This window comes from Streptomyces sp. NPDC043996 (assembly GCF_056435225.1).
In genome coordinates, this window is the sequence record NZ_JBWKEY010000020.1 from 136,799 (window position 1) to 152,537 (window position 15,739).

At 71.5% G+C, this 15,739-nt stretch carries 17 protein-coding genes; 6 read left to right on the top strand and 11 right to left on the bottom strand.

Annotated elements, in window-relative coordinates:
- Window positions 1-15 precede the first annotated feature (15 nt).
- Together AC07A4_RS38300 and AC07A4_RS38305 are read right to left on the bottom strand one after the other, a co-directional pair.
- Window positions 16-861 (bottom strand): ABC transporter permease, encoded by an 846-nt coding sequence (locus AC07A4_RS38300; RefSeq protein ID WP_478608350.1) that lies wholly within the window; start codon window positions 859-861, stop codon window positions 16-18.
- Window positions 858-1,937: an ATP-binding cassette domain-containing protein gene (locus AC07A4_RS38305; RefSeq protein ID WP_478608353.1), complete on the bottom strand. Its 1,080-nt coding sequence runs from the start codon at window positions 1,935-1,937 to the stop codon at window positions 858-860. Before AC07A4_RS38305 ends, AC07A4_RS38300 begins: the two co-directional genes overlap by 4 nt.
- 244 nt (window positions 1,938-2,181) lie before the next feature.
- On the opposite strand from AC07A4_RS38305, the gene AC07A4_RS38310 reads away from it, so the two are divergent.
- Window positions 2,182-2,556 carry a hypothetical protein gene (locus AC07A4_RS38310; protein ID WP_478608355.1) on the top strand — a complete coding sequence of 125 codons (375 nt, stop codon included), beginning with the start codon at window positions 2,182-2,184 and terminating at the stop codon, window positions 2,554-2,556.
- Window positions 2,557-2,848: 292 nt separating this feature from the next.
- Here AC07A4_RS38310 and AC07A4_RS38315 read toward each other — a convergent pair whose 3' ends face one another.
- A complete protein-coding gene (locus AC07A4_RS38315) occupies window positions 2,849-4,141 on the bottom strand; it encodes an SGNH/GDSL hydrolase family protein (protein WP_478608357.1) in 1,293 nt (430 codons plus the stop codon).
- A gap of 171 nt (window positions 4,142-4,312) precedes the next feature.
- On the opposite strand from AC07A4_RS38315, the gene AC07A4_RS38320 reads away from it, so the two are divergent.
- Window positions 4,313-5,221: a LysR family transcriptional regulator gene (locus tag AC07A4_RS38320; RefSeq protein ID WP_478608359.1), complete on the top strand. Its 909-nt coding sequence runs from the start codon at window positions 4,313-4,315 to the stop codon at window positions 5,219-5,221.
- A gap of 244 nt (window positions 5,222-5,465) precedes the next feature.
- Here the strand turns inward: AC07A4_RS38320 and AC07A4_RS38325 are convergent, their stop codons facing one another.
- Together AC07A4_RS38325 and AC07A4_RS38330 are read right to left on the bottom strand one after the other, a co-directional pair.
- On the bottom strand, window positions 5,466-5,810 hold the full coding sequence (locus AC07A4_RS38325; RefSeq protein WP_478608362.1) for a helix-turn-helix domain-containing protein: 345 nt from the start codon (window positions 5,808-5,810) through the stop codon (window positions 5,466-5,468).
- A gap of 527 nt (window positions 5,811-6,337) precedes the next feature.
- Window positions 6,338-6,961, bottom strand: coding sequence for a type III effector protein (locus AC07A4_RS38330; RefSeq protein ID WP_478608364.1), 624 nt, complete (start codon window positions 6,959-6,961; stop codon window positions 6,338-6,340).
- 128 nt (window positions 6,962-7,089) lie between these two features.
- On the opposite strand from AC07A4_RS38330, the gene AC07A4_RS38335 reads away from it, so the two are divergent.
- The 3 genes from AC07A4_RS38335 (at window position 7,090) to AC07A4_RS38345 (ending at window position 8,514) form a co-directional block, all read left to right on the top strand.
- Window positions 7,090-7,521 carry an Hsp20/alpha crystallin family protein gene (locus tag AC07A4_RS38335; RefSeq protein WP_478608366.1) on the top strand — a complete coding sequence of 144 codons (432 nt, stop codon included), beginning with the start codon at window positions 7,090-7,092 and terminating at the stop codon, window positions 7,519-7,521.
- 100 nt (window positions 7,522-7,621) lie between these two features.
- The gene (locus tag AC07A4_RS38340) at window positions 7,622-8,017 is read left to right on the top strand and encodes a DUF2267 domain-containing protein (RefSeq protein WP_478608369.1); all 396 of its coding nucleotides are present in this window, start codon (window positions 7,622-7,624) and stop codon (window positions 8,015-8,017) included.
- A gap of 53 nt (window positions 8,018-8,070) precedes the next feature.
- Window positions 8,071-8,514 carry a DUF2267 domain-containing protein gene (locus AC07A4_RS38345; RefSeq protein WP_478608372.1) on the top strand — a complete coding sequence of 148 codons (444 nt, stop codon included), beginning with the start codon at window positions 8,071-8,073 and terminating at the stop codon, window positions 8,512-8,514.
- 98 nt (window positions 8,515-8,612) lie between these two features.
- On the opposite strand, the gene AC07A4_RS38350 is transcribed toward AC07A4_RS38345, so the two are convergent.
- Together AC07A4_RS38350 and AC07A4_RS38355 are read right to left on the bottom strand one after the other, a co-directional pair.
- Entirely contained in the window at window positions 8,613-9,053 is a 441-nt protein-coding gene (locus AC07A4_RS38350) for a DUF7144 family membrane protein (RefSeq protein WP_478608375.1), read from the bottom strand.
- A gap of 80 nt (window positions 9,054-9,133) precedes the next feature.
- Window positions 9,134-9,868 carry a TetR/AcrR family transcriptional regulator gene (locus tag AC07A4_RS38355; RefSeq protein ID WP_478608377.1) on the bottom strand — a complete coding sequence of 245 codons (735 nt, stop codon included), beginning with the start codon at window positions 9,866-9,868 and terminating at the stop codon, window positions 9,134-9,136.
- A 141-nt stretch (window positions 9,869-10,009) separates the two neighbouring features.
- On the opposite strand from AC07A4_RS38355, the gene AC07A4_RS38360 reads away from it, so the two are divergent.
- On the top strand, window positions 10,010-11,581 hold the full coding sequence (locus AC07A4_RS38360) for an MFS transporter (RefSeq protein ID WP_478608380.1): 1,572 nt from the start codon (window positions 10,010-10,012) through the stop codon (window positions 11,579-11,581).
- A 68-nt stretch (window positions 11,582-11,649) separates the two neighbouring features.
- Here AC07A4_RS38360 and AC07A4_RS38365 read toward each other — a convergent pair whose 3' ends face one another.
- The 4 genes from AC07A4_RS38365 to AC07A4_RS38380 form a co-directional block, all read right to left on the bottom strand.
- Window positions 11,650-13,668, bottom strand: coding sequence for an alkyl/aryl-sulfatase (locus AC07A4_RS38365; protein WP_478608383.1), 2,019 nt, complete (start codon window positions 13,666-13,668; stop codon window positions 11,650-11,652).
- A gap of 351 nt (window positions 13,669-14,019) precedes the next feature.
- On the bottom strand, window positions 14,020-14,787 hold the full coding sequence (locus AC07A4_RS38370; RefSeq protein ID WP_478608386.1) for an SDR family NAD(P)-dependent oxidoreductase: 768 nt from the start codon (window positions 14,785-14,787) through the stop codon (window positions 14,020-14,022).
- Window positions 14,780-15,247, bottom strand: coding sequence for a cupin domain-containing protein (locus AC07A4_RS38375; RefSeq protein ID WP_478608389.1), 468 nt, complete (start codon window positions 15,245-15,247; stop codon window positions 14,780-14,782). Before AC07A4_RS38375 ends, AC07A4_RS38370 begins: the two co-directional genes overlap by 8 nt.
- A complete protein-coding gene (locus AC07A4_RS38380; protein ID WP_478608392.1) occupies window positions 15,237-15,689 on the bottom strand; it encodes an ATP-binding protein in 453 nt (150 codons plus the stop codon). The genes AC07A4_RS38375 and AC07A4_RS38380 overlap by 11 nt, the downstream gene beginning before the upstream one ends.
- Window positions 15,690-15,739: the final 50 nt, after the last annotated feature.

Genomic DNA, 15,739 nt, shown 5'->3' on the forward strand with positions numbered 1-15,739 from the left:
GCAGAGGGGCCCGGGTCACTTGCGGTTGTACAGCCGCATCGTCACCGGACCGAACACCGCCACGAGCAGTCCCGCCCAGCCGAGGCTCCAGGCGATCTCGGCGCCCGGCCAGTCACCGGCCATCAGACCGCGCACGGCGGACGCGACGTGCGTGACGGGGTTGTTGTTGACGAAGGCCTGGAGCCAGCCGGGCATGGTCTCCGGCTTGACGAAGATGTCGCTGAGGAACGTCAGCGGGAACAGGACCATCATGCTGACGCCCATCACGGACTTCTCGGAGCGCAGCAGAAGACCGAACATCGTCCACACCCACGAGAACGCGAACGAGAACACCAGGAGCAGGGCCACGCCGAGCAGGACGCCGACGGCGCTGTCCGGGCGGAAGCCCAGGATGAGGCCGACGGTCAGCATCACGGCCGAGGCCATCGCGTACCGCAGGGCGTCGCCCAGGAGATAGCCGACCATCGTCGATGGCCGCCAGATCGGCAGCGAGCGGAAGCGGTCGAAGACGCCCTTCTCGATGTCGGTGTTGACCGAGAGGCCCGTGTACATCGTGATCATGACGACGGACATCACCAGGATGCCGGGGAGCAGGTACTGGATGTACTCGCGCGGCGATCCGGCGAGCGCCCCGCCGAACAGATACGTGTACATCAGCACCATCATGATCGGGAACGCCGTCACGTCGAACAGCTGCTCCGGCACGTGCTTGATCTTCAGCACGGCGCGCCAGCCGAACGTCAGGGACGTGGACAGGGCGCTGGGGCGGCGCGGGCGGTCCTTGGAGATGAGCAGTTCGGCGAGGGACTCGGTGTGCACGGGCGCCAGGTCCCGCTCCTCGGTGGTGGTCGCGGTGCTCATGCGGCGGCCTCGGCTTCCTTGCGGTCCTGCGGGGTCGGGGACGAAGCAGCCGGGTCCTGGTCGGGGACCGGCTTTCCGGTGAGGGCGAGGAACACCTCGTCCAGGCTGGGCTGGCCGAGCGAGAAGTTGTCGACGGTGATGCCCGCGCGGGCGAGCTCGGCGAGCGCCCGCGAGGCCTTCTCGGCGGCCGCTTCCTCGGCGCCCGCTTCCCCGCTGCCCGCTGTGCCGTCGCCGACGCGCGCGGTCAGCGCCACCGGGTCCGGCTCCAGCTGCACCCGTACGGCGAGGACGCGGCCGAGCAGGTCGGCGGCCTCCTGGCGCTGGTGGGCGTCGCGCAGCCGCACGTGCACCGCGCCCGCGCCGACCGACGCCTTCAGCTCGCCCTTGGTGCCCTCGGCGATGACCCGGCCCTTGTCGATGACGGCGATGCGGGCCGCCAGCTGGTCGGCCTCGTCCAGATACTGCGTGGTCAGCAGGACCGTCGTGCCCTGGGCGACGACGGCGCGCACGATGTCCCACACCTGGTTGCGGCTGCGCGGGTCGAGGCCCGTCGTCGGCTCGTCGAGGAACAACAGGTCGGGCGTGTTCAGGATGGACGCGGCGATGTCGATGCGGCGCCGCATGCCGCCCGAGTAGTTCTTCACCTGCCGCCCGGCGGCGTCACCCAGGCCGAACGCGGAGAGCAGCTGCTCGGCGCGGGTGTGCGCGGCCTTCTTGCCGTGGCCGGTGAGACGGCCGAGCAGGACCAGGTTCTCGGTCCCGGTGAGGTCCTCGTCCACCGACGCGTACTGCCCGGTCAGGCTGACCATGGAGCGCACGGCGTCGGCCTCGCGGACCACGTCGTGCCCGAAGACGTGGGCCTCGCCGCCGTCCGGGCGCAGGAGCGTGGCCAGCATCTTCACGGTCGTCGTCTTGCCCGCGCCGTTCGGCCCGAGCACCCCGTAGACCGTGCCCGCGGGGACGGACAGGTCGACGCCGTCGACCGCGCGGTTGTCGCCGAACGTCTTCACCAGGCCCGCGGTCTCGATGGCCAGGCCGTCCGGTCCCGGGTGCCGTCGCGGCTGCTTGCTGCTCATGTCCCTACGCCTTCCGATTGCGGTTCCCCGTGCGGTTCGGTAGCGGTGCGTCATGAGGGGAGACCGGGCGCGGCGCGGAAACTCATCGCTTCCCGGCCAGAACATGTGAACGACTCGAATTTCAGGGTGCCACGCGCTCCGGTGGAGCGACGACCCGTACGGGTGTTTCCTGAGAGGAGGCCGAAGCGCCCGGACCGCGCCGTCGGCTGGCGCCCGGACCGCGCTCGGACAGAGAGGAACCGCCATGGCACTCACCGCACACGGCACCCCCGGCGTACGCGCCCTCTCCCACCTGTGGGGTCCGCTGCTCCTCGGCGTCGTCTACGGCGTCTGGGCCGCGGGCATCCACCGCGACGGGGGCCCCATCACCGGGGGCAACGTCCTGTACGGCGGCGTCACCGGCGTCGCCTTCGCCGTCCTGTACGCGGCACTGCGCCGCGGTGCGCCGGGGCTGCCCCGGGAGCTGCGCGCGTTCGCGTGGGCGGCCTTCGCGGGCGTGTCCTTCGGCTTCCTGTACAGCCTCACGGGCGCGACGGTGCTGCGGTCGGTGGGCATGGCGTCGGTGGTCGCCGCCGGCACCTTCGCGGCGACCTTCTACCACTTCTACACCCGGGAGTGACCCGGCTCCCTCTTCCCCCACCCACCCGCCCTCCCCCGCGCTGCCGCGCGTGTCCTCAAGCGCCGGACAGGCTGAATCAATCGGCGCTCCGCGCCTCGTCCTCAAACGCCGGACGGGCTAGAACTTCCCGGCCTGGGCTTGATCGCCGGGTGCGGGTGTTCCAGCCCGTCCGGCGTTTGAGGACGAGCGCGCCAGCGCGGAGAAGGGCGGGTGGGTGGGGAAGAGCCCGTCCGGCGATTGAGGACGAGGCGCGGAGCGCCGAAATTCTTTGAGGGGGGGCTGGGGCGGCGGGTCAGAGCGCGGTCGGGTCTATGGCTTGGGCCATGGCCCGATAACCCGCATCGTTGGGGTGCAGGTGGTCCCCACTGTCGTACGAGGGCCGCAGACGCTCCGCGTCAGCGGGATCGGCCAGGGCCTTGTCGAAGTCGACGAACGCGTCGTACTCCCCGGACGTCCGCACCCACGTGTTGAACGCGTCGCTGACGGCGGCGGCACGCGCCCCGTAGTGGTCGGAGCCGCCGAACGGCACCAGCGTGGCGCCGACGACCCGCAGCCCCTTGGCGTGGGCGGCGCGGATCAGCTTCCGGTGGCCGTTGATGAGTTGCTTGGCGGACACGACGGGGGCGGGCTTGTACGTGGGCTTGTCGGTCTCGCTGAAGCCGATGTCGTTGACGCCTTCGAGGACGACGACGGTCTTGGCGCCGGGCAGGGCGGTGACGTCGCGGGCGAAGCGCGTGGCGCTCTTGTCGCCGAACCAGGCGGAGTCGTTGAGGACCATGTTGCCGCCGATGCCGGAGTTGAGGACGGGGCGCGGCGTGCCCGCCTTGGCGAGGCGTTCGGCGAGCGCGTCGGACCAGCGGCGGTTGAGGTCGGTGGAGGAGGCGAAGCCGTCGGTGATGGAGTCGCCGAACAGGACGATCCCGTCGCGGATACCGTCGCGCCGGGCGGGCCCGCCGCCGCTGACGTCGACGCCGGAGAGGTAGTACCAGGACTCGGTGGACTCGCCGAAGGCGCCCGCGCCGGTGTCGGCGACGTGGTCGCCCTGGGCGCGGTAGCTGGTCGCGAAGGACTGGGCGTGGAAGGTGGCGGGCCCGGTGGTGCGGGCCAGGCGCAGCGTGACGGTGACGGATTCGAAGCGCTTCAGGCCGAGTCCGGCGGCGTCGCTGGAGAGCTGGCCCCCGGCCGGGATGGTGACGGACTTCTTTCCGCCGAAGGTCAACTTCCGTACGGAGCCCTTCTCGACGGCGGCGCCCTTGGTGCCCTCGGTTCTCGCGATGCTGGCGGCGGCGATGTGCAGCGGGGAGGCGCCGTAGGCGTTGGAGAGCCGGATGCGGGCCCGGTCTCCGCCCTCGGTGACGCGTACGACCTGCCGCAGCGTCTGGTCGTCGAACCCGGCCTCGGACCAGTTGGCCTTGAAACCGACGCTGGGCCGCTGCGGGGCCGCCGCCCACGCGGCGGACCAGTCCCCGGCGCTCGCGCCCGCCGGGCGCGGGTCCGGCGACGCGGTGGCCCCGGTCGCGGCGAGCCCCGCGACGAGGGCGAGCGCGGCCGCGGCGACGACGGTCTGACGAGTGAGCGAAGACATGGCGGATCCTTGGGGGTTGAGGGGATCGGGGTTGCTGCCCGGTCGGTCCGGCCGGTGTGACCACGATGGCCCCGCGGCCGTCGGCCGATCAACGGCGATCCATGAAACGATCACCACGCTCACGCTTATCGATGCAGGTCAGGGGCTTGGCAGGGGGAGGGGTCGGACCGAATGGAACGGCAGGAGCTGGAGACGTTTCTGACGCTCGCCGAGGAACTGCACTTCGGCCGCACGGCGGACCGGCTGCTGATCTCCCAGGCGCGGGTCAGCCAGACCGTGAAGAAGCTGGAGCGCAAGATCGGCGCGCCGCTCTTCGAACGCACCAGCCGCGTGGTGCGGATGTCCTCGCTCGGGCGTCAGCTGTACGAGGACCTCGCGCCGCTGCACGCGCGCATGGAGGCGGCGGTGGCCCGCGCCAAGGACGTGGCGCGGGGCGTCGACGGCGAGTTGGGCGTGGGTTTCCTCGGCTCGGGGGCCGGGGCCCTGACGCAGCCGATCCTGAAGCTGTTCCGGGAGCGCTGCCCCGGGTGCGAGGTCCGCATGCGGGAGACCCAGTTCCAGGATCCGCTCGGGATGCTGCGGTCCGGCGAGGTCGACGTGCTGTTCACCTGCCTGCCGGTGGTCGAGCCCGACCTGACCGTGGGCCCCGTCGTCATCGACGAACCCCGCGTCCTGGCCGTGCCGGTGGGGCACCGGCTCGCCGGGCGCGCGTCCGTGTCCTGGGAGGACCTGGCGGGCGAGACCTGCTTCGGCGTGGTGGACAGCGCGCCGGCGTACTGGTGGGACTACCAGGTGCCGCCGCGGACGCCGAGCGGCCGTGAGATCAGGCGGGGGGCGACGGTCGCCACGTTCCAGGAGCTGATGACGCTGGTCGCCACGGGGCAGGGGGTGTCGCCGGTGATCGCCTCCGTGGAGAGGTACTACGCGCGGCCGGACGTCGTCTTCGTCCCTGTACGGGATCTGCCGTCGGCGGAGGTGGCCCTGGTGTGGCGCACGGCCGGGGTGAGCGCGGCGGTCGCGGCGTTCACCTGCGCGGTGCGCGACGCGCTGGCGGCCAACGCGGGCCCCGCCACGTTCTGACCTCCGGTGGCCGAGGCCCTGTCACCGCTCCGCGCCTCGTCCTCAGAGGCCCTCCGTGCACCTCCTTGCTGGGGGACGTTGGCCCTTGGTCGCTGTGGATCGGGCTATGGGCCGACGCCGCGGTGTGGGGCCGGGGCTTGTCGTCGGCAGGCCGTGCTGCCCGGGGAAGTGCTGCTTACGGCGGCGCGGCCGGTGACCGCCGCATCGTCGTCCGCTGGCCGGTGTACCCAGGATCGGCGCTGATTCAGGCCGGGTTCTTCGACTGCGGCTCGCGTCCTTGGGTGCGCAGGTGCTCGTTGATGCGCTGGGCTTCTTCGAGTTGGTCTTCGAGGATGACGATGCGGCAGGCGGCTTCGATGGGGGTGCCCTGGTCGACGAGTTCGCGGGCGCGGGCGGCGATGCGCAGCTGGTAGCGGGAGTAGCGGCGGTGGCCGCCTTCGGAGCGCAGAGGTGTGATCAGGCGGTGTTCGCCGAGGGCGCGGAGGAAGGCGGGGGTGGTGCCGAGCATCTCGGCGGCCCGGCCCATGGTGTAGGCGGGGTAGTCGTCATCGTCGAGATTGTCGACGGGGCGGGAACTGGCAGGGGGCATAAACCTCTTCTTTCAGAAGACACGTCGGGGGGCCCGGGTGCCGTACGGCACCCGGGCCCCGAGCTTTCAACACCATCTACCGGCGAACTGCGCCGGCCTTCTTTGTCCGCGGTTCCGCCTGGGAGGGCGGGGCTGCGGGGATCGCGGATGCGTGACCGGGGACCACCTTCCAATCCGGGGCCTGCGGTACCCGGGCGGAGTTCTTCCTCGCCCGGGCGATCCTGATGGCGTCTGCTCCTTTGCTTTGGCTACACGGTCGTACTGCGGATAACGCGGGTACTGCTCGCAGCCCTCGTGGGGCGTTCTGCTTGACCTGCATGCGCGGCAGTTCATCTCTGCCGTGCCCGTCTCGACTTCCTGAGTACACGGAAAGAATAACCCCGTGACGAGCCAATGTCTACTGCGGCCGCGACAGATTTTCTCCAGGTTCGATGCCCGTAGTTCTGCTGCGAACACGCCTGCATGAGTGATCGGAGGTTCGCCCGGGGGCGGAGGCGGACTGGGCTGTCGCGGGGGACCGGGCGGGGTCAGGGGGGAGTGAGGGTGTCGAGCCGGGCGGCGAGGTCGGGGTGGGCGGCGGCCAGGTGGGGGCGGGTGGCGGTCAGGGGGGCGATGAGGTCGGCGGGGTCGTTGTGAGCGAGGGCCGCGTGGAGCTCGTTGAGCGGGCGGCGGGCGGCGGGGGGAAGGTCGGTGAGGGCGGTGATCTGGCCGGCGAGGCGGCGCAGGTCGGCCGCGTTGCGGCGGGCCCAGGTGGCGGTGTTGCGGTCGGCGGCCCGGGCCTGCCGGGTGGCCGTCACGCGCTGTTCGCCGGTGGTCCCGGCCGGGCCGGGGCGGCCGCGCAGATAGCGGCGTTCGGCGGCCTGGCGGCTGGCGACACCCAGGGGAGAGGCGAGGTCGGCCCAGCTGGCGCCCGCGTCCCGGGCCGTTTCGATCAGGCCGGTCTCCCATCCGGCGAGCCGCTCACGTACCTGCCGCAGCAGCATCAGCGAGGCGAGGGCCTGCTCCGGGGCCGGCCCGGCGCCGAGGGGGCCGGGGGTCTCGTGCTGGGCGTGGCGCAGGGCGTCGTCTATGGCTTCCAGGGCCGCCGCGGCGGCGAGGAACGACGCCGGGCTGTGGGCGTCGGCGGAGACCGGCTGGTCGGGTGCGGTCACGGGCACCTCCCTCGGGTTGTCATCATGTCGACGACATCGTGTTTGTCATCCATTGGATGACATGTTACAACGGTGTCAGTGAAGCGCATTGGCAGCAACTGCCTGAACCCGCTGGAGGTGTTTTCACGATGTTGATGCGCACTGACCCCTTCCGTGAGCTGGACCGGATGGCGCAGCAGCTGATGGGCCCGGGCACCTGGTCGAAGCCGTCGGCGATGCCGATGGACGCCTACCGCGAGGGCGACGAGTACGTGGTGGCCTTCGACATCCCGGGCGTGACCGCAGACGCGATCGATATCGACGTCGAGCGGAACATGCTGACGGTCAAGGCGGAGCGGCGGCCGGTGGCGAAGGCTGACGGCGTGAAGGTGGAGCTGTCCGAGCGGCCGCTGGGCGTCTTCTCCCGCCAGATCGTGCTCGCCGACACCCTCGACACCGAGCACATCAAGGCCGACTACGACGCGGGCGTGCTGACCCTGCGCATCCCGATCGCCGAGCGTGCCAAGCCCCGCAAGATCTCCATCGGCGTCGGGACCGGCCATAAGGAGATCTCCGGCTGACACCGGCCGGACAGGTGCGGAGGACGGCACCTGATCTCCCCCTCATCCCGTCCTCCGCACCCCGTGGGCAGGCCGAAGAACATAAAGGGGTGGCGGCGAGATGACTCTGCGACGCGAAGCGTTCCTCGGCCACGTGAAGGAGCGCGGCGAGTACGGCACTGTGCGGGAAGCCGAGCGCGCGGCCCGTGTGGTGCTCGCCCTGCTCGGCGCGCATCTGGTCGGCGAGGTTCGCGCCCGGCTCGCGGCACGTCTCCCGGAGGAATTCGCCCTGATCCTGCTCAACCCGCTGCAGAGCGCCGAACCGCTGCCCCCGGAGCGGTTCGTGCGGGCGGCCGCGGCCTGGATCGAGGGCGCCACCGAGCAGACCGCGACCTGGGACGTCAGCGCCGTGCTGTCCACGGTCGCCGACGCGGCCGGCGATGACCTGCTGGGGCAGATCCTGCTCCAGCTCCCCGCCGGCTACGACCTCCTCTTCGGCCGCCCCCAGCCCACCTGACCCCTACCTCGGTGCCACACACCCGCACCGCGCTACGAAAGGCATGCACCGCAGTGATCACCGACGTACGCGTACCGGCTGAGCACCAGCGGCCGTACTCGACGGCGTATGAGCAGATGCTGGAGAAGGTCCGCGCCGAAGGCGCCTACCCCACCCGCGAGAGAGCCGAGGAAGCCGTCCGCCTGATTCTCGCGGGGCTGGGACGCCAGCTGACCGGCGACGAACGCGTCGACCTTGCCGCCTGTCGGCCCCTGGAAGCCGCACGTGTCCTGACCGCGCAGATCCCCGCCACCCAGCCGCTGACCGGCTGGGCCTTCGTCAAGGACCTCGCCGCCCGCTCCGGCGCCTCCCTGGCCACCACCCGCTGGGACACCGGCTCCGTCTTCGCGGCCGTCGCCGCCCACGCCGGCCCTGATCTCGTCACCCGCATCCTCGACCAGCTCCCCACCGGCCACGCGCTGTTGTTCGGCCGAGCCGAACTCACCTCCGCCGCGTAAACGGCACCGGCACCCCGGGGCCGCCCGCATCCAGTCCTCCGTATCCACGCCGACCGTCAGCCCCGCCGCCCACAGCGTGGCCAGCAGCCGGAGCGCCGTCAGGACGCCGGGGAACCGTTGCCGGAACGGTCCGTGCAGAGGGCCCAGATGATGAACGTGCCGATGGCCAGGGAGATCAGCGCCCACAGGGGCGTGTAGGGGAGCCACAGGAACTGGGCGACCATGCTCACCGAGGCCAGGGCGATCCCGGTAGCGCGAGCCCACTCCGCACGGTTGAGGATGCCCCACCCGGTGACGGCGACGAGCACGCCGAGCACCAGGTGGATCCACCCCCAGGTGGTGAGGTTGAACTTGTACACGTAGTCGCCGACGCGCGCGTACACGTCGTCCTTGGCGATCCCCGCGATGCCCGAGAGCACGCTGAGGCATCCGTTCACGAGCATCAGGACACCGGCGAAGAGGCTCCCGCCGGAGGCCCAGGGGCTCCCGCCGGAGGCCCAAGGGCTGCCGCGATCGGCGTCACGTTCCGCTGAGGTCATGGCCCGAGCGTCCGGCGGCCGCCGGAGGGTGGCCACCGGAGAGGGCCGTCCGGGTGACCCCGGCCCGGGCGCGGGCGGCGTCAGGCCCCGCGCCGCGCCTCAAGGCCGTCGAGGATGCACGCGAGCCCCACCTCGAAGTAGTCGTCCCGCGTCTCCCCGGCGGTGTCCTTGGGCTCCATCGCGTACAGCTTCCGCAGCCGCGGATACGGCTGGACCACCTCCCGCGCCGCCTCCGACACCTGCTCCACCCACTCTTCCTCGGTGTGCCCGCTGCGGGCGAGCGCCGTCAGGTAGGCGGCCTCCGTGGAGGCGACGCCGATGACGTACGACCAGATGGTCTTGAGGCCGACCTCGGCGGACGGCATGTCGAAGCCGCCGGTGTCGAAGAGCGCGAGGACGTCCTCGGAGAGGCGCATCATGTTCGGGCCCAGGTGGGCCATGCCGAGCTCGCCGAGGACGTTGGCGATCCAGGGGTGGCGCAGCAGCGCGGCGCGCACGTTCCCGCCGTACTCCACGGCGGCGGCCCGCCAGGCGTCCCGGTCCGCGGCCCGGGGCACCTCGATCTCGCCGTACACCTGGTCCACGGCGAGTTCGATGATCTCGTCCTTGTTGGAGACGTGCGTGTAGAGCGAGGTCGCGCCCGCGTTGAGGCGGGTGCCCAGCTTGCGCATGCTCAGGGCCTCGATGCCCTCGGCGTCGAGCAGCGCGAGGGCCTCGGTGACGATCTGGTCGCGGCTGAGCGCGGGCTGCTCGCGGCGGGGCCGCCGCTGCCGGGTCCAGACGGAGATCGCGGTCGGCTTCTCGGTACGGGGCATGGGGGCACCCTTCTGTCTGCTCCGGCTGTGTCCCCTCACCCTAGCGCACCATGCGCACAGCGTTCGGGTCTTGCGAACAGTGTGCGGTGTACGTACAGTGTTCGGAGTCAGCGAACGACGTACGTACGACGGAGGTCAGCGATGGACGGGCTGGACGGGCTGGGAACGAAGGACGAGGGAGCGGGCGGCGTCGCCGCCACCCCGGCGCGCGATCCGCGGCGCTGGCTGATCCTGGTCGTGCTGTGCCTGAGCACGCTGGTCCTGGTCGTGGACAACATGGTCCTGACCGTGGCGGTGCCGCCCATCGCGCAGGACCTGAACGCCAGTTCCTCGGACCTCCAGTGGATCCTCGACTCGTACATGCTGGTCTTCGCGGGCCTGCTGCTGACCTCGGGATCGCTCTCCGACCGCTTCGGCCGCCGCAAGGTGATGCTGATCGGCCTGTTCCTCTTCGGCGCGGCCTCACTGCTAGCGACCGTCGCCGACAGCCCTGAGCAACTCATCGCCGGACGCGTCCTGATGGGCGTCGGCGGCGCGCTGATCATGCCGAGCACCCTGTCGATCCTGATCACCGTCTTCGACGAGGACGAGCGGCCCAAGGCGATCGCGGCCTGGAGCGCGGTGGCGATGGTCGGCCTAGTCGGCGGCCCGGTGCTCGGCGGTGCCCTGCTCGATCACTTCTGGTGGGGCTCGGTCTTCCTGATCAACATCCCCATCGCGGCCCTCGCGATCGTCGCCGCCCTGGCGCTTATGCCCGAGTCCAAGGGCCCCTGGCGCAAGGCCGACCCGCTCGGCATGATCCTGTCGGTCGTCGGCATGGTCGCCCTGGTGTGGACGATCACGGAGTGGCCGAAGGTCGGCTTCAGCGACCCGAAGGTGTACGTCGCCGCGATCTGGACCGTCTGCGCCCTGGTCGGCTTCGGCCTCTGGGAGACCCGCGTCGCCCACCCGATGGTGCCGCTGTCCCTCTTCCGCAACCGCGTCTTCACCGGCGCCAGCTTCTCCATCGTCCTGCTGACGTTCGCCAACGGCGGCCTGATGCTGGTCCTCACCCAGTACCTGCAGTTCGTCCTCGACTACACCCCGACCGAGACCGGCTGGGCCTTCGCCCCGCTGGCCGTCGCCTCGCTCCTGTTCAACACCCTCGGCGCGACCCTCGGCCAGAAGCTCGGCAACCGCGCCATGGTCGCCACCGGCCTCGCCATCATCGCCGGCGGCTTCTTCACCCTCACCACCCTGGAGCGCGGTGACGGCTTCGGCCTCATCACCCTCGCGATGGTCCTGATGGGCATGGGCGGCGGCCTCGCGATGCCCGCCGCGCAGGCCGCCCTGATGGGCGCGGTCCCCGAGGAGCACGCGGGCGTCGGCTCCGCACTCAACGACACCGTCCAGCAGGCGGGCGCCGCGCTCGGTGTCGCCGTCCTCGGCTCCATCCTCGCCAGCACGTACGGCGACGGCATGCCCGACGACGCCTCCGGCAAGGCCAAGGAGTCCATCGTCGAGGCCTTCTCCGAGGCCGGGCGCACCGGGGACGCGGGGCTGCTCGACGCGGCGCGGGACGCGTTCAGCGACGCGATGTCCGCGAGCTTCGTGGTCGGCGCGACCGGCGTCCTCATCGCCGCGGCCCTCTCCCTCTACCTGATGCGCCCCCGCCCGGCGGCGGCCGCGCCCGCCGAGTCCCCGGAGCACCAGCCGGACCCGGTGGACCACTGACGCGCGACGCGCTGACGCCCTGAGGCGCGGCCCCCGCCGAGAAGGCGGGGGCCGCGCCTTGCCGCTGGTTAAGGCGTGGTGAGCCCGAACCAGTAGTCGAAGGTGTCGAGGAGGGAGTTGAGGGTGTTGAGGGGGTCGATGGTGCCGCTATTGATGGTGAGGGCACCGTCGGTCACGAGATCATCGGGGGTCTTGGTGCTGATGGTGAGGCTGTTGAGACCGGCGCGGGTGATCGTGTACGTGGCGTCGGCGGTCTCCGCGTCGGCCCGGCGCGGGGTGTGGACGAGGACGCCGTTGCGGATCTGGACGGTCCAGGCGGCGGGGTCGCGGGGCAGCCCGTCGGTGACGGTGAGGCCGATGGTCAGCGGACTCGCGGCCGCGTTGGGCCCGTTGAGGCGGATGCCGAGGTAGTCGAAGAGCATGTGCAGCGGCATGGCGGCCAGGACGGGCTCGGTGATGATCTGCGGCGAGGGGATCACGTCGCCCGTGCCGTGGGCGGGCCGGGTGCGCAGCTCGTGGGCGGCGGCGAGGTAGAAGTTCCGCCAGGGCCCGGACTCGGCCTGGTAGCCGAGCTGTTCGAGGACGTCGGCCTCCAGGAGGCGGGCGTCGCGGTCGGTGGGGTCGGCGAACACGGCGTGGCTCAGGAGCTCCGCCGCCCACCGGTAGTCCTCGGCGCTCTTGGCGTTGTCGTACGCCTGCCGGGCCAGCGACACCACGTTCGCGGCGCCGCCCATGGCCTCGACGTACCGGGGCCCGGCCTGCTCGGGGGGCAGGGTGTGCAGATGGGCGGCGTTGCCGTCGTACCAGCCGAGGTAGCGCTGGTAGACGGCCTTGGCGTCGTGGTTGACGGTGCCGTAGTAGCCGCGGTTGAACCACTGTCCGGCCAGGGCCTCCGGTACCTGGGTGTCGAGTTCCTCGGCGATCTCGACCATGGTCCGGCCGTGGTTGGCCAGGCGCAGCGACTGGTCGTGGAGGTAGCGGTACAGGTCGCCCTGGCTGGAGAGGAAGGAGACGATCGCGTCGGGGGCCTCGGTCGTGTTCCAGCGGGGCCAGAAGTGGCTGGCGAACATCGTGTCCGAGCGGTCGCCGAACCACTCGATGGACTGGTTGAGGTACTCCGACCACGCCTTGGCGTCGCGCACTTGGGCCCCGCGCAGGCTGTACAGGTTGTGCAGGGTCGGGGTGGCGTTCTCGGCCATGCACAGGGTGCGGACGTCGGGGAGGTAGAAGTTCAGCTCGGCGGGGGCCTCCGTGCCCGGGGTGAGCTGGAACTCCAGGTTCACCGGGCCGAAGGGGACGGTGTGGAAGCGGCGGGCGACCTCGGAGGTGACCGTGAAGGTCGGGGGCACAAGGCCGGACAGGCCGTTGGAGTTGGTCTTGCCGAGCCCGGCGTCGACCTGCCCCTGGGCGGAACGTTCAAGGAGGGACCCGTACATGAACAGGGCCCGGCGCTGCATCGAGTTCCCGGCGTAGACGTTCTCGCTCACCGAGTGCTCAAGGAAGCCGTCCGGGGCGATGATGTCCACGCCCTGGGGCACGGCGCGGTCCGGGAAGAGGCCGAGGACGCCGCCGTAGTGGTCGATGTGGGAGTGCGTGAAGAGGACCGCGCGGATGGTCCGGCCCTGGCCGCGGTGCTCGCGGTAGAGCTTCAGCGCCGCCTCCGCGCACTCCTCGCTGACGAGGGGGTCCACCACCACGATCTCCTGGGAGGCCCCCGTGGGGTCCTCCAGGAACGAGATGTTGGACAGGTCCATGCCCCGCACCTGGTAGACGGCGTTCTCGACGACCTCGTACAGGCCGGTGTTCATGTTCAGGAGCGCGTTGCGCCACAGGCTGGGGTTGACGGTGTCCGGCGCGTCGCCGGTCAGGAACGCGTACGGGGCGAGGCTCCAGGCGGGCACGTCGAGCGGGCCGTCACCGGCGTTGGCCTTCGGCACGGTGAAGTCCGCGGGCAGCGCGGCGATGAGCCCCTTCGAGGCGAGCGCGGCCTCGGCGTCCTGGTCCGGCGGCGGAACGGCGATCGCCGCGTTCAGGTCCCTGGTGAGGGAGGTGGCGGGCTGCGGGGTCCTGGGGGTGGAGTCGGTCAACGGTCTTCCCTTCCCTACGCGCGTTCGACATCGGGGTGGGGGGACCTCAACGTAACCGTGCGACTGCGCGCTGTCAGGGGGGAGTTCGGGCCGGGCCTCACATTGGCCTGCAACGGCCCCTTGCGCCCCGCGCGGTGTCCTCAATCGCCGGACGGGCTTTATCTCCCACCCGCCCGCCCTTTACACCTGCAGCGGCCCCGCACCCCCCGACCTAGCGGCTCGCGGGTGAGTTTTCAGCCCGTCCGGCGTTTGAGGACGAGGCGCGGAGCGCCGAAAGGCTGTGAGCGGGGGAACGGGGGCGGCCAGCACCCGGATCGGGAAGGGGCGGGCCTGGGGCGCCCCGCGAGGGACTCACCACGTGGGCCGCGCGCTCACCCCGCCGTCCACGACCAGGTCCGCCCCGGTCACCCACCCCGCCGCGTCCGAGGCGAGGAACACACAGGCGGCCCCCACGTCCTCCGGCGCCCCCAACCGCACGAGCGGCGCGGCCCGCGACCACCGCTCCACGCCCTCCGGCCAGTCCTCCGCAAGCCCGGGCCGCCCGATGAGCCCGGGCGACACGCTGTTCACGCGCACGCCCCGCGCCCCGTACTCCACGGCGGCGGCCCGCGCGAACATCAGCAACGCCGCCTTGGACGCCGCGTAGTGGGCGTGCCCGGGGGCGGGCTGATGCCCTTCGATGGACGCGATCTGGATGACGGAGGACCCGGACTCCATCAACTCCACGGCCGCCTGAGTGCAGCTGAACGCGCTGGTCACGTTGGCCTCTTGCAGGGCGCGCCACTCCTCGGCCGTCATCCCGGCGAGCTCCCGCACCGGCTGCACCCCGGCGTTGTTCACGAGCGTGTCGAGCCGCCCCCGCCAGGCGTGCGCGGCCTCGACGAGGCGACGGCAGGCGTACTCCTCGCGCAGGTCGGCGGAGACGACGGTGGCCTCGCCGCCCTCGCCGGTGATCTTCTCGGCCACGTTCCTGGCCCGGTCGGCGCCCCGGTGCGCGTGCAGGACGACGGCCGCGCCCGCCTGCGCGAACCGGCGCGCGATGCCGCCGCCGAGCAGTCCGCTGGCCCCCGTGACGAGGGCCACCTTGCCCTCCAGGGACGGCAGTTGAGGGTCACGCACGGCACAGCCTCCTGATCGTCTCGGCCCGGCCGGGATGCCGGGCCGCCAGTTGTTCCGGGTCGCCGCCCTCGTAGTCGGCGTCGGTGAATCCCGGTGCCATCGTCGTCCCGAACAGCGCCCAGGCCCCGCCGTCCCGCACCCGTGCACCCATCCACGTACCGGCTGCCACGACGAGCTGGAACTCGTCGTCGGGCCCGAGCACGCGCAGTTCGTCCGACCCGTCGGGCCGCAGGAGCAGCAGCTCAAGGGCGTCGCCCCGGTAGAAGTGCCACACCTCGTCCGTGGGCAGCCGGTGCATCGCGGAGAAGTCGCCGGGCCGGGACGTAAGGAGCATGACGATCGCGGTCCCGGCCGGGTGGCCGTCCGGGCCGGGCGGGCCCTGCCACGTCTGCCGGAACATGCCACCCTCGAAGTCGAGCGGTACGAGGCCGTGCCGGGCGATCAGCTCTTCAGGGGTCACCGTCGGCTCCCTCTCCCTTTCCGGACGCGTCGTCGTCGCACTCGAACCAGATCGTCTTGCCGCTGTGGTCGGCCAGCACCGTAACGTCCCAGCGGTCCGTGACGGCGTCGACGAGCAGCAGCCCCCGTCCGCCTTCGGCCAGTTCGGCCGGTTCCACGCGGGTGGGTGGCGTGGAGCTGGTGTCGGTCACCTCGACCCGGAGGCCGCGCGGCCCGCGCGCGATCAGGATCGCGCACCTCCGGTCCGGCACGTGGCGTACGACGTTCGTGGCGAGCTCGGTCAGCGCGAGCTCGGCGGCGTCGGTCAGATGGGCGAGTCCCCAGCCGACGAGGTACATCTGGAGGATGCGGCGCAGCGGCCGCACCGAGTGCTTGCTCAGCGTGAAGCTCAGCCGATAGCTGTTGCCAACCCCTGGAAGCAACAGGTCAGTTGCGTGATTCATGTCACCAAGGTGGTGGGCGGCGGTGACGCCCGGCCACCGGTTGAACCTCA